Annotated in this window: 19 protein-coding genes and 1 pseudogene; 19 read left to right on the top strand and 1 reads right to left on the bottom strand. The window is 63.5% G+C overall.

The window, feature by feature from the left end:
• Window positions 1–9 precede the first annotated feature (9 nt).
• The 6 genes from J2R80_RS19210 to J2R80_RS19235 all read left to right on the top strand — a co-directional run bounded on the left by J2R80_RS19210 (window position 10) and on the right by J2R80_RS19235 (window position 7,538).
• Window positions 10–345 (top strand): DUF736 domain-containing protein, encoded by a 336-nt coding sequence (locus tag J2R80_RS19210; protein ID WP_253639146.1) that lies wholly within the window; start codon window positions 10–12, stop codon window positions 343–345.
• A gap of 4 nt (window positions 346–349) precedes the next feature.
• Window positions 350–1,258, top strand: a complete 909-nt coding sequence (locus J2R80_RS19215; protein ID WP_253639147.1) for a lytic transglycosylase domain-containing protein — start codon at window positions 350–352, stop codon at window positions 1,256–1,258.
• A gap of 354 nt (window positions 1,259–1,612) precedes the next feature.
• Complete coding sequence (locus J2R80_RS19220) at window positions 1,613–3,352, top strand: VirD2 family relaxase/mobilization nuclease (RefSeq protein WP_253640988.1); 1,740 nt, start codon at window positions 1,613–1,615, stop codon at window positions 3,350–3,352.
• A 41-nt stretch (window positions 3,353–3,393) separates the two neighbouring features.
• Window positions 3,394–5,376 (top strand): conjugal transfer protein TraG, encoded by a 1,983-nt coding sequence (locus J2R80_RS19225; protein WP_253639148.1) that lies wholly within the window; start codon window positions 3,394–3,396, stop codon window positions 5,374–5,376.
• A 7-nt stretch (window positions 5,377–5,383) separates the two neighbouring features.
• Window positions 5,384–5,815, top strand: a complete 432-nt coding sequence (locus tag J2R80_RS19230; protein WP_253639149.1) for a CopG family transcriptional regulator — start codon at window positions 5,384–5,386, stop codon at window positions 5,813–5,815.
• A gap of 769 nt (window positions 5,816–6,584) precedes the next feature.
• The gene (locus tag J2R80_RS19235; protein ID WP_253639150.1) at window positions 6,585–7,538 is read left to right on the top strand and encodes a class I SAM-dependent methyltransferase; all 954 of its coding nucleotides are present in this window, start codon (window positions 6,585–6,587) and stop codon (window positions 7,536–7,538) included.
• Window positions 7,539–7,736: 198 nt separating this feature from the next.
• Here J2R80_RS19235 and J2R80_RS19240 read toward each other — a convergent pair.
• Window positions 7,737–8,008: pseudogene (locus J2R80_RS19240) on the bottom strand (IS6 family transposase); the annotation flags it as partial.
• A 40-nt stretch (window positions 8,009–8,048) separates the two neighbouring features.
• On the opposite strand from J2R80_RS19240, the gene J2R80_RS19245 reads away from it, so the two are divergent.
• From J2R80_RS19245 to J2R80_RS19305, 13 genes are all read left to right on the top strand, one after another.
• Entirely contained in the window at window positions 8,049–8,591 is a 543-nt protein-coding gene (locus J2R80_RS19245) for a ribonucleotide-diphosphate reductase subunit beta (protein WP_253639151.1), read from the top strand.
• Window positions 8,588–9,175 (top strand): ribonucleotide-diphosphate reductase subunit beta, encoded by a 588-nt coding sequence (locus tag J2R80_RS19250; RefSeq protein WP_253639152.1) that lies wholly within the window; start codon window positions 8,588–8,590, stop codon window positions 9,173–9,175. The genes J2R80_RS19245 and J2R80_RS19250 overlap by 4 nt, the downstream gene beginning before the upstream one ends.
• A 423-nt stretch (window positions 9,176–9,598) precedes the next feature.
• Window positions 9,599–10,549 carry a P-type conjugative transfer ATPase TrbB gene (trbB, locus tag J2R80_RS19255; RefSeq protein WP_253639153.1) on the top strand — a complete coding sequence of 317 codons (951 nt, stop codon included), beginning with the start codon at window positions 9,599–9,601 and terminating at the stop codon, window positions 10,547–10,549.
• Window positions 10,546–10,884 carry a TrbC/VirB2 family protein gene (locus J2R80_RS19260; protein ID WP_253639154.1) on the top strand — a complete coding sequence of 113 codons (339 nt, stop codon included), beginning with the start codon at window positions 10,546–10,548 and terminating at the stop codon, window positions 10,882–10,884. The genes trbB and J2R80_RS19260 overlap by 4 nt, the downstream gene beginning before the upstream one ends.
• Window positions 10,884–11,159, top strand: coding sequence for a VirB3 family type IV secretion system protein (locus tag J2R80_RS19265; RefSeq protein ID WP_253639155.1), 276 nt, complete (start codon window positions 10,884–10,886; stop codon window positions 11,157–11,159). Before J2R80_RS19260 ends, J2R80_RS19265 begins: the two co-directional genes overlap by 1 nt.
• 7 nt (window positions 11,160–11,166) lie before the next feature.
• The gene (gene trbE / locus J2R80_RS19270) at window positions 11,167–13,605 is read left to right on the top strand and encodes a conjugal transfer protein TrbE (RefSeq protein WP_253639156.1); all 2,439 of its coding nucleotides are present in this window, start codon (window positions 11,167–11,169) and stop codon (window positions 13,603–13,605) included.
• Window positions 13,602–14,357 (top strand): P-type conjugative transfer protein TrbJ, encoded by a 756-nt coding sequence (trbJ, locus tag J2R80_RS19275; protein ID WP_253639157.1) that lies wholly within the window; start codon window positions 13,602–13,604, stop codon window positions 14,355–14,357. Before trbE ends, trbJ begins: the two co-directional genes overlap by 4 nt.
• A gap of 11 nt (window positions 14,358–14,368) precedes the next feature.
• A complete protein-coding gene (gene trbK-alt, locus J2R80_RS19280; protein WP_253639158.1) occupies window positions 14,369–14,689 on the top strand; it encodes a putative entry exclusion protein TrbK-alt in 321 nt (106 codons plus the stop codon).
• Complete coding sequence (trbL, locus tag J2R80_RS19285; RefSeq protein ID WP_253639159.1) at window positions 14,686–16,047, top strand: P-type conjugative transfer protein TrbL; 1,362 nt, start codon at window positions 14,686–14,688, stop codon at window positions 16,045–16,047. Before trbK-alt ends, trbL begins: the two co-directional genes overlap by 4 nt.
• A gap of 3 nt (window positions 16,048–16,050) precedes the next feature.
• Window positions 16,051–16,740 carry a conjugal transfer protein TrbF gene (trbF, locus tag J2R80_RS19290; protein ID WP_253639160.1) on the top strand — a complete coding sequence of 230 codons (690 nt, stop codon included), beginning with the start codon at window positions 16,051–16,053 and terminating at the stop codon, window positions 16,738–16,740.
• Window positions 16,737–17,816 carry a P-type conjugative transfer protein TrbG gene (gene trbG / locus J2R80_RS19295; protein ID WP_253640989.1) on the top strand — a complete coding sequence of 360 codons (1,080 nt, stop codon included), beginning with the start codon at window positions 16,737–16,739 and terminating at the stop codon, window positions 17,814–17,816. The genes trbF and trbG overlap by 4 nt, the downstream gene beginning before the upstream one ends.
• Complete coding sequence (locus tag J2R80_RS19300; RefSeq protein WP_253639161.1) at window positions 17,807–19,015, top strand: TrbI/VirB10 family protein; 1,209 nt, start codon at window positions 17,807–17,809, stop codon at window positions 19,013–19,015. Before trbG ends, J2R80_RS19300 begins: the two co-directional genes overlap by 10 nt.
• Entirely contained in the window at window positions 19,012–19,269 is a 258-nt protein-coding gene (locus J2R80_RS19305; protein WP_253639162.1) for a DUF2274 domain-containing protein, read from the top strand. The genes J2R80_RS19300 and J2R80_RS19305 overlap by 4 nt, the downstream gene beginning before the upstream one ends.
• Window positions 19,270–19,489 lie beyond the last annotated feature (220 nt).

Below are 19,489 nucleotides of genomic sequence, written 5' to 3' on the forward strand. Positions count from 1 at the left end.
AGGTTTCCCATGGCGCAAATCGGTCAGTTCACCCGCGACAAGTCCGGCTTCACCGGGCGCATTCAAACGCTCTTCTTCGAGCGGATTCTCATCCTCACTCCAGCCGAATCCTCGGATGCCGAGAACGCGCCGGACTACCGCATCCGCCTCGGCGATGCCGACGGCCCGGAGATCGGCGCCGGTTGGAAGCGGACGGGCGAGAAGGCCGGCGACTATGTTTCGCTCATCATCGATGATCCCACGCTGCCGCGCCCGATCCGCGCCAATCTCTTCCAGTCGGGCGACGACAAATCGGCCTGGACGCTGACCTGGAATCGTCAACCCCAGCGTGCCGAGCGGGACTGATTGCATGCAGGGTCCCACCACGGTTGCCGCCGACAAGGCGCATGAAAGCTCCATCGCTTTGTTCGCGGCAAAGCCGTCTCATCCCTCCGTTTTGCGCAAGCGTCGGCCGGCCGCCGCGCACAGCGGTGGTCAAACCGGCGGTCCGCGCGCACCGCTGGTAGGCAGCACGACGCCTCGCCGTGATGGCGGAGCCACGGCGGGCTTTGCCGTTCTCCTCCTTACCGGCCTGCTGGTGATTGGCGGGTCAATGCCGGCGGTGTCAGCAGAAAAGGCGCCGGCGCGCGGTCAGCCGGCGAGCGACCACTATGCCACTCACATCGCGGAAGCCGCGCAGCGCTTTGGCATTCCGGCAGCATGGATACACGCCGTCATGCACATCGAGAGCCATGGCGAGCGGCGCGCCGTGTCACCCAAAGGCGCGCTGGGTCTGATGCAACTCATGCCCAAGACCTGGGCGGACATGCGTGCTCGCTATGGTCTCGGACGCGATCCCTTCGATCCCCGTGACAACATCCTCGCTGGTGCAGCCTTCCTGCGCGAGCTGCACGACCGCTACGGCTCGCCAGGCTTCCTTGCGGCCTACAATGCAGGCCCCGGCCGCTACGAGGATTTTCGCGATAGACATCGTCCACTACCCGCCGAGACCGTCGCCTATGTCGCGGCCATCATCCCTTTTGTCGATGCGGAGAGGGCGCCAGGACCTCTTCTCCTCGCGGCCTCTTCTCGTCCATCCTGGACGCGGGCGCCGCTCTTTTTCGGCCACGCTGAGGGACCGTCCTCTGCCGCGCGAGCGACAGTCGATCGACCGGCGCACGACAGGCCGGCTGCCGTTCCCGTGCACGACCTCTCGGCGATTGCGCCGCAGTCGGACGGCCTGTTCGTCGCGCTCTCGACAACGGGACGATCGCAATGACTGTGAGTCATGGTCAACATCAGTACCCAGATCGGTGCGCACCTGCGAGCACCTATGCTGCGGAGATCTGGACATCCCGCGTGCGATGGCGGCTCGCCACCGCAATCCATTGCGAATTCGTGCTCAGGCGTGTCTTAGCGCATTCCTGCGAGGGAGAAAGAGCAGGCGAGGGAGACGAGCAGGCAACGACCGAACGAAGGCCAGATAAAAGGCCGCAATGTGCGGCTCGGTCGGTCGGTTGTTGTTGCTCTTCTTTTCTGCCGATCCGGCAATGTGCAGCTTCGGCGCGCAATGTGCGCCGTACCATCAACTCATTGCAAGAACCCTATCTTTTGCACATTGCCGAGGCAGGCGATGACTGAGGAGAAGGAATTTCAGCCTCGGCCTGGCCGCATCCGCTCCTCAAGGAGCCAGCGGGCCAAGCCTTTCATCGCCCAGGCGCTTGCCGCCGCTCAGCGCGCTGGCGGTGTCCTTTCACGAGCCGGCCATCTCACCAGCCATCGTCATTCGCGTTTCGGCCGCGGCCGGCTCGCCAGTGAACGGGCGAACCGTCTGCTCACCGGCCGCTCGCGTCTGGTGACGGTCAAGACCCGCGTCGTCCGTCACACGGCGCACTCCGCGCCGCTCGCCGCGCACCTCGGCTATCTCCGGCGCGAGGGCGTCACCCGGGACGGGGAAAAGGCCCGGTTGTTCGGCCCCGACACCGACGATGCCGATCCCAAGGCGTTCGGTGAGCGCTGCCAGAATGACCGGCACCATTTCCGGTTCATCGTCTCACCGGAGGACGCGGCCGATATAACGGACCTCAAGGACTTCGCGCGCGAGCTCGTCAGCCGAATGGAAGTGGACCTCGGCACTAGGCTCGACTGGGTTGCCGTCGATCACTGGAATACGCAGCACCCGCACATCCACATCCTCGTGCGCGGCATCGCAGAGAATGGTCAAGACCTGGTCATCTCCCGCGACTACATCAAGGAAGGAATGCGCGCCCGTGCGCAGGACCTGGTCACACAAGAACTTGGACCGCGCTCTGATCTCGACATTCGCCGTTCGCTCGAGAGCCAGGTCGAAGCCGAGCGCTGGACACAGCTCGATCGCCAGCTTGTTCGCGACGCAGGTTGCCACGGCGTGATCGACCTTGCGCCCGATCCGGGGCAGCGGCCCGATCAGTTCCACGCGCTGAAAGTCGGCCGGCTGCGTCGCCTGGAGAGCCTTGGCCTTGCTCATCAACTCGGGCCAGGCCAATGGGTCATGGACGAGGGCGCCGAGACAACGTTGCGCGAACTCGGCGAGCGCGGCGACATCATCAAGCGTATTCACCGCAGCCTGACCGAACGCGGCATCGAGCGCGCGACCGCGAGCTACGTGCTATCAGGCGAAAGCCTCGACGTCCCCGTCATCGGACGCCTCGTCGACCGTGGTCTCGATGACGAACTCAAGGCGACCGCCTACGCCGTGGTCGACGGCGTCGATGGCCGTACCCACCACATCAGGCTCCCCGACCTCGACGCCGCCGGCGACAGCACCCCAGGTTCGATTGTCGAGCTCCGCAAATTCGATGACGCGCGAGGGAAGCGTCGCGTGGCGTTGGCCGTTCGCTCCGATCTCACGATCGAAGCGCAGGTGACCGCAAGTGGCGCGACATGGCTCGACCGGCAGGCGGTCGCCCGTGATCCGGTGGCGCTTGGCCAAGCCGGCTTCGGCGGCGAGGTCCGTGAAGCCATGGAACGCCGGGCGGAACAGCTTGTCGAGCAAGGTCTCGCTGAGCGCCGAGCGCGTGGAGTGGTGTTCGCGAAGAACCTCGTCGGCACACTTCGCCGCCGAGAGTTAGAGGCGCTCGGCCAGAAGCTCGCCGCCGAGACGGCCCAGCCGTTCAACCCGTCGGGCGCCGGCGAGTATGTCACTGGGACCTATCGGCAGCGCTTCGCGCTCGCCTCCGGCCGCTTCGCCATGATCGACGACGGTCTCGGCTTCCAGCTTGTGCCTTGGACCCCCTCACTCGAAAAGCAGCTCGGCCGCCACGTCTCCGGCGTCATGCGCGATGACGGTGGCGTCGATTGGGGTTTTGGGCGCAACCGGGGGATCGGTCTGTGAGCAATCTCCCCATCACCGAGTTTAAGGAAAGGACGGCCGCCATGTCCGCGACCAAGATACTCTGGGGCCAGGTCGTCACTGTGTTGGCGATCGTCCTGCTGACCTTTTGGACCGCGACGGAATGGACAGCCTGGCAACTGGGCTTCCAAGCGCAACTCGGGAGGCCTTGGTTCGAACTGTTCCATTTTCCGTTTTACCTGCCGCCCGCCTTCTTCTGGTGGTGGTACGCCTACGATGCCTATGCGCCACATATCTTCATCGAGGGCGCCTACATCGCGGCCTCCGGCGGCATCATCGCCGCGGCGGTCGCGATCGGCATGTCGGTCTGGCGCGCCCGCGAGGCCAAGAATGCCGAGACCTATGGCTCGGCGCGGTGGGCGGAGGCACAGGAGATCGAACAGGCTGGTCTGCTCGGGTCCGACGGCGTGGTTCTCGGCCGGTTCGAGCGCGCCTATCTCCGCCATGATGGGCCGGAGCATGTCCTGTGCTTCGCGCCGACCCGGAGCGGCAAGGGCGTTGGCCTTGTTATCCCGTCGCTGCTGACCTGGCCCGGCTCTGCGATCGTCCACGACATCAAGGGCGAGAACTGGCAGCTCACGGCCGGCTTCCGTGCCCGGCATGGCCGCGTGCTTCTGTTCGATCCGACCAACACGAAGTCGTCAGCCTACAACCCCTTGCTGGAAGTCCGGCACGGCGAGTGGGAGGTGCGCGATGTCCAGAATATCGCTGATATCCTTGTCGACCCCGAAGGCAGCCTCGAGAAGCGGAACCACTGGGAGAAGACCAGTCACGCGCTCCTGGTTGGCGCGATACTCCATGTCCTCTATGCCGAGGAGGACAAGACGCTCGCCGGCGTCGCGGCTTTCCTGTCCGATCCCAAGCGGCCGATCGAATCGACGCTCGCCGCGATGATGCGGACGGCACATCTCGGCGAGACCGGCGTCCATCCTGTCGTCGCCTCCGCCGCGCGGGAACTGCTGAACAAGTCCGGCAACGAGCGATCCGGGGTACTGAGCACCGCGATGTCGTTCCTGGGCCTCTACAGAGACCCCGTGGTGGCGGAGGTGACGCGACGCTGCGACTGGCGGATCACCGACATTCTCGGCGGAGACCGGGCCACCACCTTGTACCTCGTCGTGCCGCCATCGGACATCAATCGCACCAAGCCGCTGATCCGGTTGATCCTCAACCAGGTCGGCCGCCGCTTGACCGAGGATCTCCAGGCGAAGGCCGGCCAGCGGCGGCTCCTCTTGATGCTCGACGAATTCCCCGCGCTCGGCCGGCTCGACTTCTTCGAGTCGGCGCTCGCCTTCATGGCCGGCTACGGCATCAAGAGTTTCCTGATAGCGCAATCGCTGAACCAGATCGAGAAGGCCTACGGGCCAAACAACTCGATCCTCGACAACTGTCACGTTCGGGTCAGCTTCGCAACCAACGACGAAAGGACGGCGAAGCGGGTGTCCGACGCATTGGGCATGGCGACCGAGATGAAGGCAATGAAGAACTATGCCGGCAGCCGGCTGGCCCCTTGGCTCGGTCACCTCATGGTGTCGCGATCCGAGACCGCCCGGCCGCTGCTGACGCCTGGCGAGATGATGCAGCTCCCCCCATCAGACGAGATCGTCATGATGTCGGGTCTGCATCCGATCCGCGCCAAGAAGGCGCGCTATTACGAGGACAGCCGTTTCCAGGAGCGCATCCTGGCACCGCCGACGCTGACCAAGCCCATCGACAACCGGCCGGACGATTGGAGTTCACGGCCACTGCCGCCTCGCCCCAAGGCACCACCGGCGTCGACGGACGACCAGGCCGACGTAGAGGATCCGAAGACGGCTGACCGCCGGCAGCAGCCGGAACTGGATCGGGACACCGTGGAGAGGAAGGAACCGATCGACAACGAGTTCGCGCCCGATTTTGCCGACGAACTCGATGAAGACGCTCCGCGGCTCGGGCGCATGAACGACATGATGCAGGGCGTCGCGCGCCAAGCATCACTCGATCCCGGCGACGATCTCGGATTATGAGGCAGGCATGACCTCGCCGAAGAAGAAAGCCCAGATATCGGTCTATCTCGATCCAGACGTCATGAAAACGCTGTCGGCCTATGCCGCCCGGCGCGAGCAGTCGATGTCGCTCATCGCCGAAGCCGCGATCGCGTCCTTCCTGTCACCGGACGCAGACGAACGGCGGGAGGCTGCCGTTGCCAAGCGACTTGATCAGGTCGATCGCCGCATCGCGCGGCTCGAACGCGACATGGGGATCTCGGTCGAGACCCTGGCGTTGTTCGTTCGCTTCTGGCTGACGACGACACCACCACTCCCCGAGCCGGCTGCAAAGGCGGCGAGGGCGCAGGCGGCCGCGCGGTGGGATAATTTCGTCGCGGCGCTCGGGCGGCGGCTCAGTCAAGGTCCAAAGCTGCGGCAGGAGATACTGGAGGATAATCAGGAGCGCGAGCCGACGTGAGGGGCAGCTCGCCTAATAGGCCGATGAATCGCTAGCCGCGTAGGCGAAAATCCAATCGCGGCGGCGATTCAAGACCGTGCCTCGCAAGCAGTTCCAGCGCGAGAACCGATAGTGCGCAGCCGATCTCGTCAACGCATGCGGATGCATCCTTTTCGATAGACTCCGCTCAATCGCCTAGAGGCGTGTTCACATGTCGTAATTGCCGCTGACGGCTCCTCGAAGACACGAAGTTCGGTAGGATCGAGCCCAGCAGATTGACGAAAGGGAGCAACTTCATGAACCAGCACGTTGGTTTGGAATCTCTATGGAAGACACCGGCATTTGCGTTTTGAACCGGAGCGGCGCTGCCACATTTGAAGGTTGCGTGTCCACCAATCCAGAGGCTATCGCTCAACTCTTGCGGCGTCATGCAGGCAGTCCGCGCCTGGCGCGCGCCGGGTCCCTTCGACCCCGCGCGCGCATCTTGGATGGCTTCGCAAGCGTGTCGCGCCCGGGGACGGGAGCAGTCGTTCGCGCTCAATTTGTGGTCATTACAATGGCTGCCATTCTACATTCAAGAAGCCCTCAACGCCACAACTTAAATGCCGAAGAATCTCGTGTCTGCTTTTGGAGGCACTTCATCTTCTCGTGCTCTGCAATAAAGAGGTTGCCCTCTGTTTCACGAAGCGAGCGCTGAAAAGCGCGCGATGGGGTTTCTGCCTCGGCCAATCTCTGCGATAAGGCATCGAGTACTTGAAGGCAACAGCCGTCGAGTGACTTGCAAAACGAAATGGGAGACATTGGGTTGCGAACGGATTTTTCGCGTATCAATCGGTCTAAAGCTATCTTCGATGATATTTATGCTTTGGATGATCCAAGGGCATATTTCTCTGTCCTGGGAGACTTGGATTATATGATCCCGGACGTAGCTGAGCCGGTTGTGCGCCAAATTCTGGCAGCGAAAGCTTCGGCAACCGGCCTTAAGCCGGTCGTGCTTGATGTTGGCTGTTCATACGGCATCAACGCAGCGGTGCATCGGTTTCCGCTGACCTTTGGGGGCTTGCGTCACCGCTACGCCCGGCGCGAGATGAGGGCGATCAGTTCTGAGACACTGGTGCATCTCGATCGAAATTTTTATGCAGCTTGGCCTGATGTCGGTTCGGCGCGGTTTATCGGCCTCGATATGTCGGCACCGGCGATCAGCTATGCAACGGATGTTGGTCTCCTGGAGCAGGGCGTTGTCGCTGACCTTGAAAAGGAGGCGCTATCGACGGACAGCGCGCGCATTATCCGCTCCACGGATGTTATCATGTCGACGGGTTGCATCGGCTACGTTACCGAGAAAACGTTCAGCAAAATTCTCGATGCGACAGATCAGCGTCTATGGATCATCTCCTTCGTCCTACGAATGTTCCCATTTGATTCCTTGGCCGCGACGTTCGCGAGGCGTGGTCTTGTGACAGAACGTCTTGCGGGCGCGACATTTATCCAGCGTCGCTTCCGCGATGCTGACGAGTTTGAAAGTTGTTTGGCCAGCTTGGCGGCTCTTGGCGTCGATGCTACCGGTCTTGAATCAGAAGGGCTGTTTCACGCCGATCTGATCTTGTCCCGCCCTGAGGCGGATGCGCGCGCCACGCCTCTACAAGACATTGTCACAGTCGCCAGCGGCAGGGGTCGGCCGATCGGGCCCCGTTATGTTCATGTTGAGGGCAGCAAGGGCTTGCAGGTCGCGCTGGAGCCGTGACAGGTTCGTTTTCCGAAGATAGCCGTGGGTGTGATCCAGGGGGCTGTGCACCTAAGTGGATCACGCCCTCGCTCCCTGCACGGTTACGTTCCGTCCGGTCGGCAGGCTAGAGAGAAGCCGTGCTCATGACAGCTTTGCCGATTTCGAATCCATCTGTTTCCATGCCGTATGTCGAGATCGAGGGTGGGCATCGACAACTTAATCGACCGCTGAGCCGAAGAAGGGGATTCTCAGAGGTTGGAGATTCGGCGATAGCGCTTGTCGTGGAGATCTCGCGCCAAGTCGCAAAGGCTCGCTCGCGCGAAGCACGACGGAAGTCGGCAGCGACGGCTCCTGGATAGAGGATGCTGAAAAGCTTCGCGGCCTGATCGTGAACCGACAGAAACCGTTGAGCTTGGCGGGACGATTTGAAACGCTTCATGATCCGCTCGCGTCGCCGCGTCGGCCTGATGAGAATTCTCGGCCCGATTGCACCAGCGCGACCTCGGCCTTAAGGTCTCGACCTCCAATTTGTGCAGCGAAATTACCCTGCCGACCGGCATTGACGTTGTTCGCTATGGCTGGGCTTACGAGTTCTGGAAACGCCAGCAGCAGACCCATTGGATGGGCGAGGAGGTTCCGCTCGGCTCCGACCTCAAGGATTGGGCGTCGGATCGTGTCACTGCCAACGAGCGCGCGCTGCTCACCCAGATCTTCCGTTTCTTCACTCAGTCGGACATCGAGGTCGGCGACAACTATCTCAAGTGCTACATCCCGATCTTCCAGCCACTCACCGTCCAGATGATGATGGCCGCCTTCACCAACATGGAGACGGTCCACATCGACGCCTATGCGCTTCTGCTCAAGACGCTCGGCATGCCAAAGACTGAGTTCGAGGCATTCCGCGGCTATGCGGAGATGCGCGCCAAGGCGGACTACATGCACGAACTCGGCGTCCATACCGTGGCTGATGTCGCCCGCACCCTGGCGATGTTCGGCGCCTTCACCGAAGGCATGGCGTTGTTCGCGAGCTTCGCCATGCTGCTCAACTTCCCGCGTCATAACAAGAGATGAATGGCATGGGACAAATCGTAAGCTGGTCGGTGCGCGACGACAGTCTCCACTGCGAGGGCATCATCAAGCTATTTCACGAATGGCACAGTGAAACCGGCGCGGTGACGCCCTCCGTCCGCGATGACATCGTCGACGTTGCAAAGACCATGGTGAAGCTGGAGGAGAACTTCGTCGATCTCGCCTTCGGCCTCGGCAAGATCGAGGGCATGCTGCCTGAGCAGATCCACGCCTACGTCCGCTATGTGGCCGACTGGCGACTTAGCCAGCTCCGGATTGCCCCGGTCTTCGGCTTCTTTGAGGCCAAGGAGGGCGGATTCACCCAGCTCAAGGCGCATCCGCTGCCGTGGCTTGTCGAGATTCTCAATGGCGTCGAGCACGCCAATTTCTTCGAGCAGCGTGCCACGGAGTACTCCAAGGCGGCGAGCCGCGGCAGCTGGGACGCGAAGATGGGGTGTGGGCGGTTTTCGGCCGTATATAGGCGACCCGAGCCGCGGCTGGTGCGTCAGCTCGTGTGCATCTCGGACGCTCGCGGAAGTCCTCCCTGTTGCTGCTCTCTGGGGTACAGCGGACACCAAGCGGCATAATCGACGCCGCTCGAAATTATGATGGAGTGGACGCCCGCAGCCAAAGCGGAGGTGTTGAGCTCCACTTAAGGGGAGGCGTCCGTGTCAGAGGTTATCATAATCGGTCTGGATATCGCCAAGCACGTTTTTACGCTCACGGAGCGGATGAGCGCGTTCAGCAAGCGGATTAGCCGGGGAAAAGCTGCTGGATTTTTTCGCGGCCCAGCCGAGTTGCACGGTTAGGATATCACATTCCATACAGCAAGTATTTTCTCTCTGCTCTACGCTGGATCCCTACGACGTCTGAATACTTGTTGAACTAACCCATTTCCTGCCTTTTCTATCCATCCCCGTCGCCGACCGCTTACTGCGATTGGTGTTCGACGGGGGACGATCGTGGTGGGCACTTCAATCCATTCGGAAGCGTTCTCGCGTGGCGCACGCATGCTGCGCACCGCGCTTGGCCCGGCGATAGCGACGTTCCTCGAGGATCCCTCGATTGTTGAGGTGATGCTCAACCCCGACGGCCGGCTCTGGATCGACCGGCTGTCGGGCGGGCTGGAGGATAGCGGACGCACGATGTCCGCCGCCGATGGCGAGCGGATCGTGCGCCTGGTCGCGCACCATGTCGGCGCTGAGGTCCATGCCGAGAGGCCGCGCGTCTCGGCCGAGCTTCCCGAGACGGGAGAGAGGTTCGAGGGGCTTCTCCCGCCTGTCGTTGCGGCGCCGGCCTTTGCGATCCGCAAGCCAGCGGTCGCGGTCTTTACGCTCGAGGACTACGTCGCGGCCGGCACGATGACCTCCGGTCAAGCGACTGCGCTGAAGGCCGCTGTCGCCTCGCGCAAGAACATTCTGGTCGCTGGTGGCACCTCGACCGGCAAGACCACGCTCACCAATGCACTGCTCGCCGAAATCGCCGGCACCAGCGACCGGGTAGTGCTGATCGAGGACACGCGCGAGCTACAGTGCCGTGCTCCGAATCTGGTCGCGTTGCGCACTAAGGACGGCGTCGCGTCGCTGTCCGATCTGGTTCGATCGTCGCTGCGTTTGCGCCCCGACCGCATCCCGGTCGGTGAGGTGCGGGGCAGCGAAGCTTTGGAGCTTCTCAAAGCCTGGGGCACAGGCCACCCCGGCGGGATCGGAACGATTCACGCCGGCACCGCACTGGGCGCGCTCCGCCGCCTCGAACAGCTCATCCAGGAAGCCGTCCTCACCGTGCCCAAGGCGCTGATCGCCGAGACGATTGATGTCGTCGCGGTGCTGCGCGGCCGCGGCAGCGAACGCCGCCTTGCTGAACTTGCTCTCGTCGTCGGCCTCGATCCCGCCACCGGCGATTACCGCGTCAAATCCGCCGAGGCGGGCGGCGAAATCTCACTTTCCGGAGACCCATCATGATTCAGTTTCCTTCGGTCCATCGTGTTCGACGCCGCTTCACCGACGTCGCGACGATTGCCCTGATGTCCATTGCGTTCGCGCCGGCGGCCTACGCCTCCGGCTCCTCGATGCCCTGGGAGACGCCGCTCAATCAGATCCTGGAGTCGGTGCAGGGTCCGGTCGCCAAGATCATCTCAGTCATCATCATCACCGTGACCGGCCTGACGCTTGCGTTCGGCGATACCGCCGGCGGCTTCCGCCGGCTGATCCAGATCGTCTTCGGCCTGTCGATCGCCTTCGCCGCCTCGAGCTTCTTCCTGACGTTCTTCAGCTTCTCGGGTGGGGCGCTGGTCTGATGGCTGCGGTTGCCGATCCAGAGGTGCCGGGCTTTTTCGCGCCGGTCCATCGCGCGCTCACCGAGCCCATCCTGATGGGCGGCGCGCCGCGCTCCGTGGCGATCGCCAACGGCACGTTGGCGGCTGCCATCGCGCTCGGCCTTCGTCTCTGGATCCCCGGTGCGCTGATCTGGGCCGTGGGCCACACCGCGGCCGTCTGGGCAGCCAAGCGCGACCCAGAGTTCGTGGACGTCGTTCGCCGTCACCTCCGCTATCCGCCATACCTCGCCACATGAGGCCGCTATGCTGAACCTCGCTGAGTATCGCAATCGCCCCGCCAGCCTTCCAGACTTTCTACCCTGGGCCGCTTTGGTCGAACGCGGTGTGGTCCTCAACAAGGACGGATCGTTCCAGCGGACGGCGCGCTTCCGTGGTCCGGATCTCGACAGCGCGACGCCCGCGGAGCTGGTCGGTGTGACGGCCCGCCTCAACAACGCATTGCGCCGTCTCGGCTCAGGCTGGGCGATCTTCGTCGAAGCCCAGCGCAGTGCCGCGCAAACTTATCCTTATAGCGCCTTTCCCGACCCCGCATCGGCGCTGGTTGATCTGGAGCGGCGGGATGCTTTCGAGGAGGCCGGTGCGCATTTCGAGAGCCGTTATTTCCTGACCTTCGTCTGGCTCCCGCCAGCCGAGGACGCCTCGCGGATCGAAGGCTGGCTCTATGAGGGCCGTGTGCAGAGCGGCGTTGATCCCTACGAGCTGCTGCGCGGCTTCGTCGATCGGACCAACCGCGTCCTGCAACTGGTCGAAGGATTCATGCCCGAGGTGGAATGGCTGGATGACGGCGACACGCTCACTTACCTGCACTCGACCGTCTCGACCCGCCAACAGCGCGTCCGCGTCCCGGAGACGCCGATGTATCTCGACGCGCTGCTCGCGGACGAGCCGCTTGCTGGCGGCTTGGAGCCGCGTCTCGGCGACCACCACCTTCGCACCCTCACCGTGGTCGGCTTTCCGACGGCGACCCATCCGGGAATCCTCGACGAGCTGAATCGGCTTGCGTTCCCCTACCGCTGGTCGACACGCGCGATCCTCCTCGACAAGACCGAGGCCGTGAAGCTGCTGACCAGGATCCGCCGGCAGTGGTTCGCCAAACGAAAGTCGATCGCCGCCATCGTCAAGGAGGTGATGACGAACGAGGCCTCGACACTGGTCGACAGCGACGCCGCCAACAAGGCCACTGACGCCAATCTCGCGTTGCAGGAACTCGGCACCGATGATGTCGGCCAGGCCTACGTCACCGCGACCGTTACCGTCTGGGATGAGGACCCCGGCCGCGCCGCCGAAAAACTTCGCCTTGTCGAGAAAGTGATCCAGGGACGCGACTTCACCTGCATGGTGGAAGGGGTGAATGCGCTCGAAGCCTGGCTTGGCTCGCTGCCCGGACACACCTACGCCAATGTTCGCCAGCCGCCGCTCTCGACATTGAACCTGGCCCATATGATTCCGCTTTCGGCGGTCTGGGCTGGGCCGGCGAGCGACGAGCATTTTCGTGCCGCCCCGCTTTTCTTCGGCAAGACCGAGGGCTCGACGCCGTTCCGCTTCTCGCTGCATGTCGGCGACGTCGGACATACCCTGATCGTCGGCCCAACCGGCGCCGGCAAATCCGTGCTGCTGGCGCTGATGGCGATCCAGTTCCGCCGCTACCGCAAAAGCCAGATCTTTGCCTTTGATTTCGGCGGTTCGATCCGTACCGCGGCGCTCTCTATGGGCGGCGACTGGCACGACCTCGGCGGAAGCCTGTCAAACAGCGCCGATGATTCCGTCTCGCTTCAGCCGCTTGCACGGATCGGCGACGCAGCGGAGCGCGCCTGGGCTGCCGAATGGGTGGCCGCAATCCTCGCCAAGGAAGGCGTCACCATCGATCCTACCGCGAAGGAGCATGTCTGGTCGGCCCTGACGTCACTGGCATCCTCGCCGGTCGAGGAACGGACGATCACCGGCCTGAACGTCCTGTTGCAATCGACCGCGCTCAAGCAGGCGCTGCAACCCTATTGCGTCGGCGGCCCCTCCGGCAGGTTGCTCGATGCCGAAGTTGAGCAACTCGGCCTCGCATCAGTCCAGGCTTTCGAAACCGAAGGCCTAATTGGTGCCGGCGCGGCTCCCGCCGTCCTTACTTACCTCTTCCATCGCATCGAGGGACGGCTCGACGGGCGGCCGACACTCCTCATCATCGATGAGGGCTGGCTCGTCCTGGACGACCCGGCCTTCGCCCAGCAGCTTCGCGAGTGGCTGAAGACGTTGCGGAAGAAGAACGCGTCCGTCGTTTTCGCCACCCAATCGCTCTCCGACATCGACGGCAGCAACATCGCGCCCGCGATCGTCGAGAGCTGCCCGACGCGTATCTTCCTGCCGAATGAGCGCGCCATCGAGCCGCAGCTCACAGAAATCTACCGGCGCTTTGGTCTGAACGATCGCCAGATCGAGATCATCGCGCGAGCGACGCCGAAGCGGGACTACTACTGCCAATCGCGACGCGGCAACCGGCTGTTCGAGCTCGGCCTCGGGCCGATCGCGCTTGCCTTCTGCGCGGCATCGTCAAAGGCCGACCATGCCGCAATCGAACGGCTGCTGGCCGAGCACGGCCGCGAGGATTTTACGTCGGCCTGGCTCGCCGATCACGAGCTCCTTTGGGCCGCCGATCTCATCCCTGACCTGACAAACCTGGAGGTGCAATCATGATCGTTAGCAAGACGCGCCGTACCTTAATGGTCGCGAGGGTCTTGTCGCTGATCCTGTCGATCCCGCCGCTTTTGACGACGCGGGCGTCTGCGCAGGTGTTCGTCTACGACCCCAGCAACTTCAGCCAGAACGTTCTGACCGCGGCGCGCGAACTGCAGCAGATCAACAATCAGATCCAGATGCTGACCAATCAGGCGCAGAGCCTGGTGAACCAGTCGAAAAACCTCGCGAACCTGCCGATGTCAACGCTGGCCCAGCTTCAGTCGTCGATTGCTCAGACCCAATCGCTGCTGAGCCAAGCGCAGAATGTCGCATTCAACGTTCAGCGCATCCAGACCGCCTATTCCACCAATTACGGCGCGGCGCCAGTCACGGGATCCAACGCCACGCTGTTCGCTGCTGCCCAAACCCGGTGGCAGAATTCGGTGGGCGCTTTCGAGGATTCGCTGAAGGTGCAGGCCGGCGTCGTCGGCAATATCTCGACCAACTCCAGCGCGATGACGTCGCTGATCACCGCCAGCCAGTCCGCGAGTGGCGCGCTGCAGGCAGCTCAGGCCGGCAACCAGCTCCTTGCGCTGCAATCCCAGCAGCTTTCCGACCTCGTCGCGGTTCTCGCCGCGAAGGGACGGGCGGACGCGCTGGAGCAGGCGCGCGTGACGGCGACCGAGTCGCAGGGGCAGCAGCAATACAAGATCTTCGCGACGCGCAGCGGCTACCAGCCCGGGAACGTCACTATGTTCAGCGGCAACTAAAGGCGGGGACTATGGAGCGCTCGGATATCTTACGCGCCGTCGCGATGGTCGTTCTGATGGCCGTCTTCATGGCCACACTGTCCTTTATCCATCGGCGTCCCGCGCCGCGGACCATATCTGACGCTCCCGCCGTCTCCACGCCTGATGATCTGTCGGCCGAGTTGCGCCGTTGCCGCGCGCTTGGACCCCAGGATGCCGAAGATCCGCACTGCCAGGCGGTCTGGGAGGAGAACCGCGCGCGCTTCTTCGGCCGGCCGGCGCGGCCACTTCTGCCGCAGGCCGCGCCGGCCACACCTTCGACGACGAACGTGAGGCAAGGAGATCAGCGATGAACAACGTGGGCGTCATCGACACCTTCCTCAATACCTTCACCACCTATATCGATTCAGGATTCGGCCTGATCAAAGGCGAGGTCACCTATCTCGCCTCGACGCTGATCGTCATCGACGTCGCATTGGCCGGCCTGTTCTGGGCGTGGGGCGCAGACGAAGACATTCTCCAGCGGCTGGTAAAGAAGACGCTCTATATCGGGTTCTTCGCCTTCATCATCACTAACTTCAACAATCTCTCCGGTGTCATCTTCAATAGCTTCGCTGGCCTTGGACTGAAGGCCGGCGGCTCGTCCATCTCGACGGCGGACTTCCTGCGGCCCGGCCGGCTCGCGCAGGTCGGCTTGGATGCCGGGCAGCCACTGCTCGACGCCGCAAGCCAGATGATGGGTTTCACTAGCTTCTTTGCGAACTTTGTCCAGATCGCGGTGCTGATGGTGTCCTGGCTGTTGGTGCTGATCGCCTTCTTCATCCTGGCGGTGCAGCTGTTCGTCACGCTGATCGAGTTCAAGCTGACCACGCTCGCCGGCTTCATCCTGATTCCCTTCGCGCTGTTCAACAAGACCGCCTTTCTCGCGGAGAAGGTGCTCGGCAATGTCGTCGCCTCCGGCGTGAAGGTGATGGTGCTCGCTGTCATCGTCGGCATCGGCACCGGGCTCTTCTCCCAGTTCACCACAGCCTATGGGGGCGGCCAGCCGACGATCGAGCAGGCGCTCTCTGTCGTGCTCGCAGCGCTCGCCATGCTCGGCCTCGGCATCTTCGGACCCGGCATCGCAACCGGTCTTGTCTCTGGAGGGCCGCAGCTTGGCGCGGGTGCTGTGGTCGGCACCGGCCTTGCCGTCGCCGGCACGGCGATGGCGGGGGGAGCGGCGCTTGGGCTCGTCGGGAGCGGAGCGATGGCAGCCGCCTCCGGTACTGCCGCGGCCGCACGTGGTGGTGCGGCGATGGCGGGCGGAATGTCCTCCGCTTACAGCCTCGCATCGGCCGGTCAATCCGGCGCTGGCGGTGTCGCGTCAGGTCTCGGCGGCGCCGGCCGCGCGGCTGCCAGTGCGGCGGCAGCTCCCGTCAGACGTGCCGCTGCGCAAGCAACCGCGTCAATGACCGAAAGCTTCGCATCAGGCGCCCGGTCAGGCGTCGCGAATACCGGCGGCTCCTGGACCATGGGGACGGTTGAGCGCGGTGAGGCCGCAAACGGGGGAGCCGCCTCCCAAGCAGCGGGCGAGGGCGGTCCGCCCGCCTGGGCCCAGCGCGTCAAGCGTAATCAGGCGGTAGTTCACGGCGCGCAGACGGCCGCGCAAGCCCTCAAATCCGGCGATAGCCATGGCGGCGGCCACTCCGTCGACCTCTCGGAAGGAGAATAATCAATGTCAGTCTTTCGGCGATCGTCGGTCCGCTATGGCCGCACGCCCGAACCCGAAACCCCCTATCAGCGTGCGGCCCAAGTTTGGGACGATCGCATCGGCTCCGCCCGCGTGCAGGCCAAGAACTGGCGGCTGATGGCCTTCGGCTCGCTGATTCTCGCGTGCGGCCTCGCCGGCGGTCTCGTCTGGCAATCCACGCACGGCACCGTCGTTCCCTGGGTAGTGCAGGTCGACAAGCTCGGCGAGGCACAGGCCGTGGCGCCGGCCGTGGCTGACTACAGGCCGAGCGATCCACAGATCGCCTGGTATCTCGCCCACTTCGTCGCGATGGTGCGCTCGCTTCCAGCCGATCCAATCATCGTGCGGCAGAACTGGCTGAAGGCATACGATTTTACGACCACGGCGGGCGCGATGGCGCTGAACGACTACGCCCGCGCCAATGACCCCTTCGCCAGTCTCGGCAAGCAGCAGGTCGCAATCGACGTCTCCAGCGTCATCCGTGCCTCGCCGGACAGTTTTCGCGTAGCCTGGGTGGAGCACCGCTATCAGGACGGAGCGCTCGCCGGCACCACACGTTGGACCGCGATCCTCACCATCGCCATTCAGCCGCCCTCCGATGCCGACCGGCTGCGCAAGAATCCGCTCGGCATCTACGTCAACGCCATCAACTGGTCGAAGGAGCTGGGACAATGACCCCGCCGATCTCGTCAAACGCGGGCCGTCCGGCTTTGCGTCTCTTCATCGTTCGCCAAAACCGGAAAGACGCCGGTACGTGCCTCCATAAATCCGTACTTGTGGCTTTGCTGATGTCTGTCTCGACGCTCGGCGGCTGCGCACACAATTTCATCCCGCCCGACATCAACTACGACACCGCGGAGCCGGCAACACTCACCGCCGATCCGCCGCCGCCCGTCAAAATCGTGGAGTTGCCTAAGCCGCTGCCGCTGCCAGGCCAGCTGAAACCGCTCGCCGCCGGCAAACGCGTCCCGGAAGCCGCTGATCCGAAGATGCGTGTCAAACAGGCCAACGCCGCTGCACGGGTGCAGCCGGTCCGTAACGGCTTCATCAACGCGGTACAGGTCTATCCGTTCTCCGGCGGCGCCCTCTACCAGGTCTATACAGCGCCCGGCCAGATCACTGATGTCGCCCTCCAGGAGGGCGAGCAACTCACAGGTTCCGGTCCGGTCGCCGCCGGCGACACCGTGCGCTGGATCATCGGCGATACCGAGAGCGGCGCGGGCGCGACCAAGAAGATCCACATCCTCGTCAAACCGACGCGGTCGGAGTTGGTCACCAATCTCGTCATCAACACCGACCGGCGGACCTATCTCCTCGAGCTGCGCTCGACGGAGAAGACCTACATGGCCTCGGTCTCCTGGCAGTATCCCGAGGATCAACTCATTGCACTTCGGCGGCAGAATGCGGCGGCTGAAATTGCAGCGCCAATGGCGGCCGGCGTCGATCTCGCCTCGATCAACTTCCGCTACGCGATCGAGGGCGATGACCCGGCCTGGCGACCGCTGCGCGCCTTCGACGACGGCAACAAGGTCTACATCGAATTCCCCAGCGGGATCGCCCAGGGCGAAACGCCGCCGCTGTTCGTCATTGGACCAGCCGGCGGCTCCGAGCTGGTGAACTACCGCGTCAACCGCAACTACTACATCGTCGATCGCCTGTTCGCAGCCGCCGAATTGCGTCTTGGCGACAAGGATAGCGAGCGGCGCGTGCGCATCGTCCGCACCGACGGAAGGCCGCGCTCATGGCGATAGGTAGCGAAGACGAACGTCAGAACGACACCCAACCCGCCGCGCAGCCGGATCTTCGGCTCCGAGGTGAGCGGCCAACAGTCACACGTCTCTCGCGCAAGATCCTCATCGGCCTCGGCGCGGTGTCGGCCCTCGCGGTCGCCGGAGCGCTGGGCTACGCCCTGCAAACCCGCAACAAGCAGCAAGCGGGCCAAGAGTTGCTCAGCACCCAGAATAGCCCTTCGGCCGAGGGCCTCGCCGCCTTGCCGAAGGATTATACTGGTCTGCCGCGGCAGGCGCCGCCGCTCGGACCACCGCTGCCCGGCGATCTGGGCAAGCCGATCCTTAATGCTGGGGCTGCACCGAACACCATAGTCCCCGGAACGACGTCCGATCCGGAGGCGCAGCGGAGAAGCCAGGAGATCGAAGCGGCACGCGTCAGCCGGCTCTTCGCCCAGACGGTTCAGCAGCCGCAGAGCGTCGGCCAACCCATCCCGAATTCGGCGACCGGAGCAGCAACGCCGCCAGCCGCGACACCACCCGTCGACGCTGGATCGGCCCAGAACATGCAGGACCGCAAATCGGCCTTCCTCAATGCGTCGACGGACAAGCGCACGGTCAGTCCGGACCGGCTCGAGGCCAAGGTCTCGCCTTATGTTGTGCAGGCGGGTGCGGTGATCCCCGCTGCGCTCATCACCGGCATTCGCTCCGATCTGCCTGGCCAAGTCACCGCCCAGATCACGGAGGCGGTCTACGACAGTCCGTCCGGCAAATATCTTCTGATCCCCCAGGGTGCGAAGCTAATCGGCCAGTATGATAGCTCCGTCGCGTTCGGCCAAAGCAGAATCCTCCTGGTCTGGACCCGGATCATCATGCCGGATGGCAACTCGATCGTCTTGGAGCGCCAGCCCGGTGCCGACACCGGTGGTTATGCTGGGCTCGAGGACGAGGTCGACAACCATTGGGGCATGCTGTTCAAGGCCGCCGTTCTCTCGACCATGCTCAGTGTCGGCGCCGAGGCGGGTACGAGCCAGAATGAGAACAACCTTGTTCAAGCGATCCGCGGCGGTGCGTCCAACAGCATCAGCCAGACAGGCCAGCAGATCGTGCAGCGCCAGCTCAATATCCAGCCGACGCTGACCATCCGGCCAGGTTTTCCGGTCCGCGTCATGGTCACGCGCGATTTGGTACTGGTTCCCTACGGCAAGGGAGGAAGACCGTGACGAAGCTCAAGCTTGGGCCACTTGAAGACGACAAGCCGGTAAAGCTCACGATCGAACTGCCGGCGGCAGTCTTCAGGGATCTCAAAAGCTACGCCGAGATTCTGACGCGCAGCGGAGGTGCGACGACACCGGCCGAGCCTGCCAAATTGATCGCACCGATGATCGAGCGTTTTATGGCGACCGATCGCGCCTTTGCGAAAGCACGGCGAAGTGCTGCTCAACTCCCGCTCGGGTCGGCGGAAAGCTCTGGATAGCGTGCGCGAATCCAGTCGAGAAACGGACGTGCTGATGGATTGCCGTTGGACTCCCGCCAATAGACGCGGAAGCTCAGTCGCGTTGACCCCTCGGCATCATGCACCTCCCGGAAGGCGACACCGGGATAAGTCGCGCCAGAACTTTCCAGGGCGATGAGAATACCGAAGTCCATGCCCACCAGGGGGAGAAGCCGGTCGAGCCCACGTCATGGCGAAGCAG

The sequence above is a fragment of the Bradyrhizobium sp. USDA 4541 genome, from assembly GCF_024171085.1.
Lineage (GTDB): Bacteria > Pseudomonadota > Alphaproteobacteria > Rhizobiales > Xanthobacteraceae > Bradyrhizobium > Bradyrhizobium australafricanum.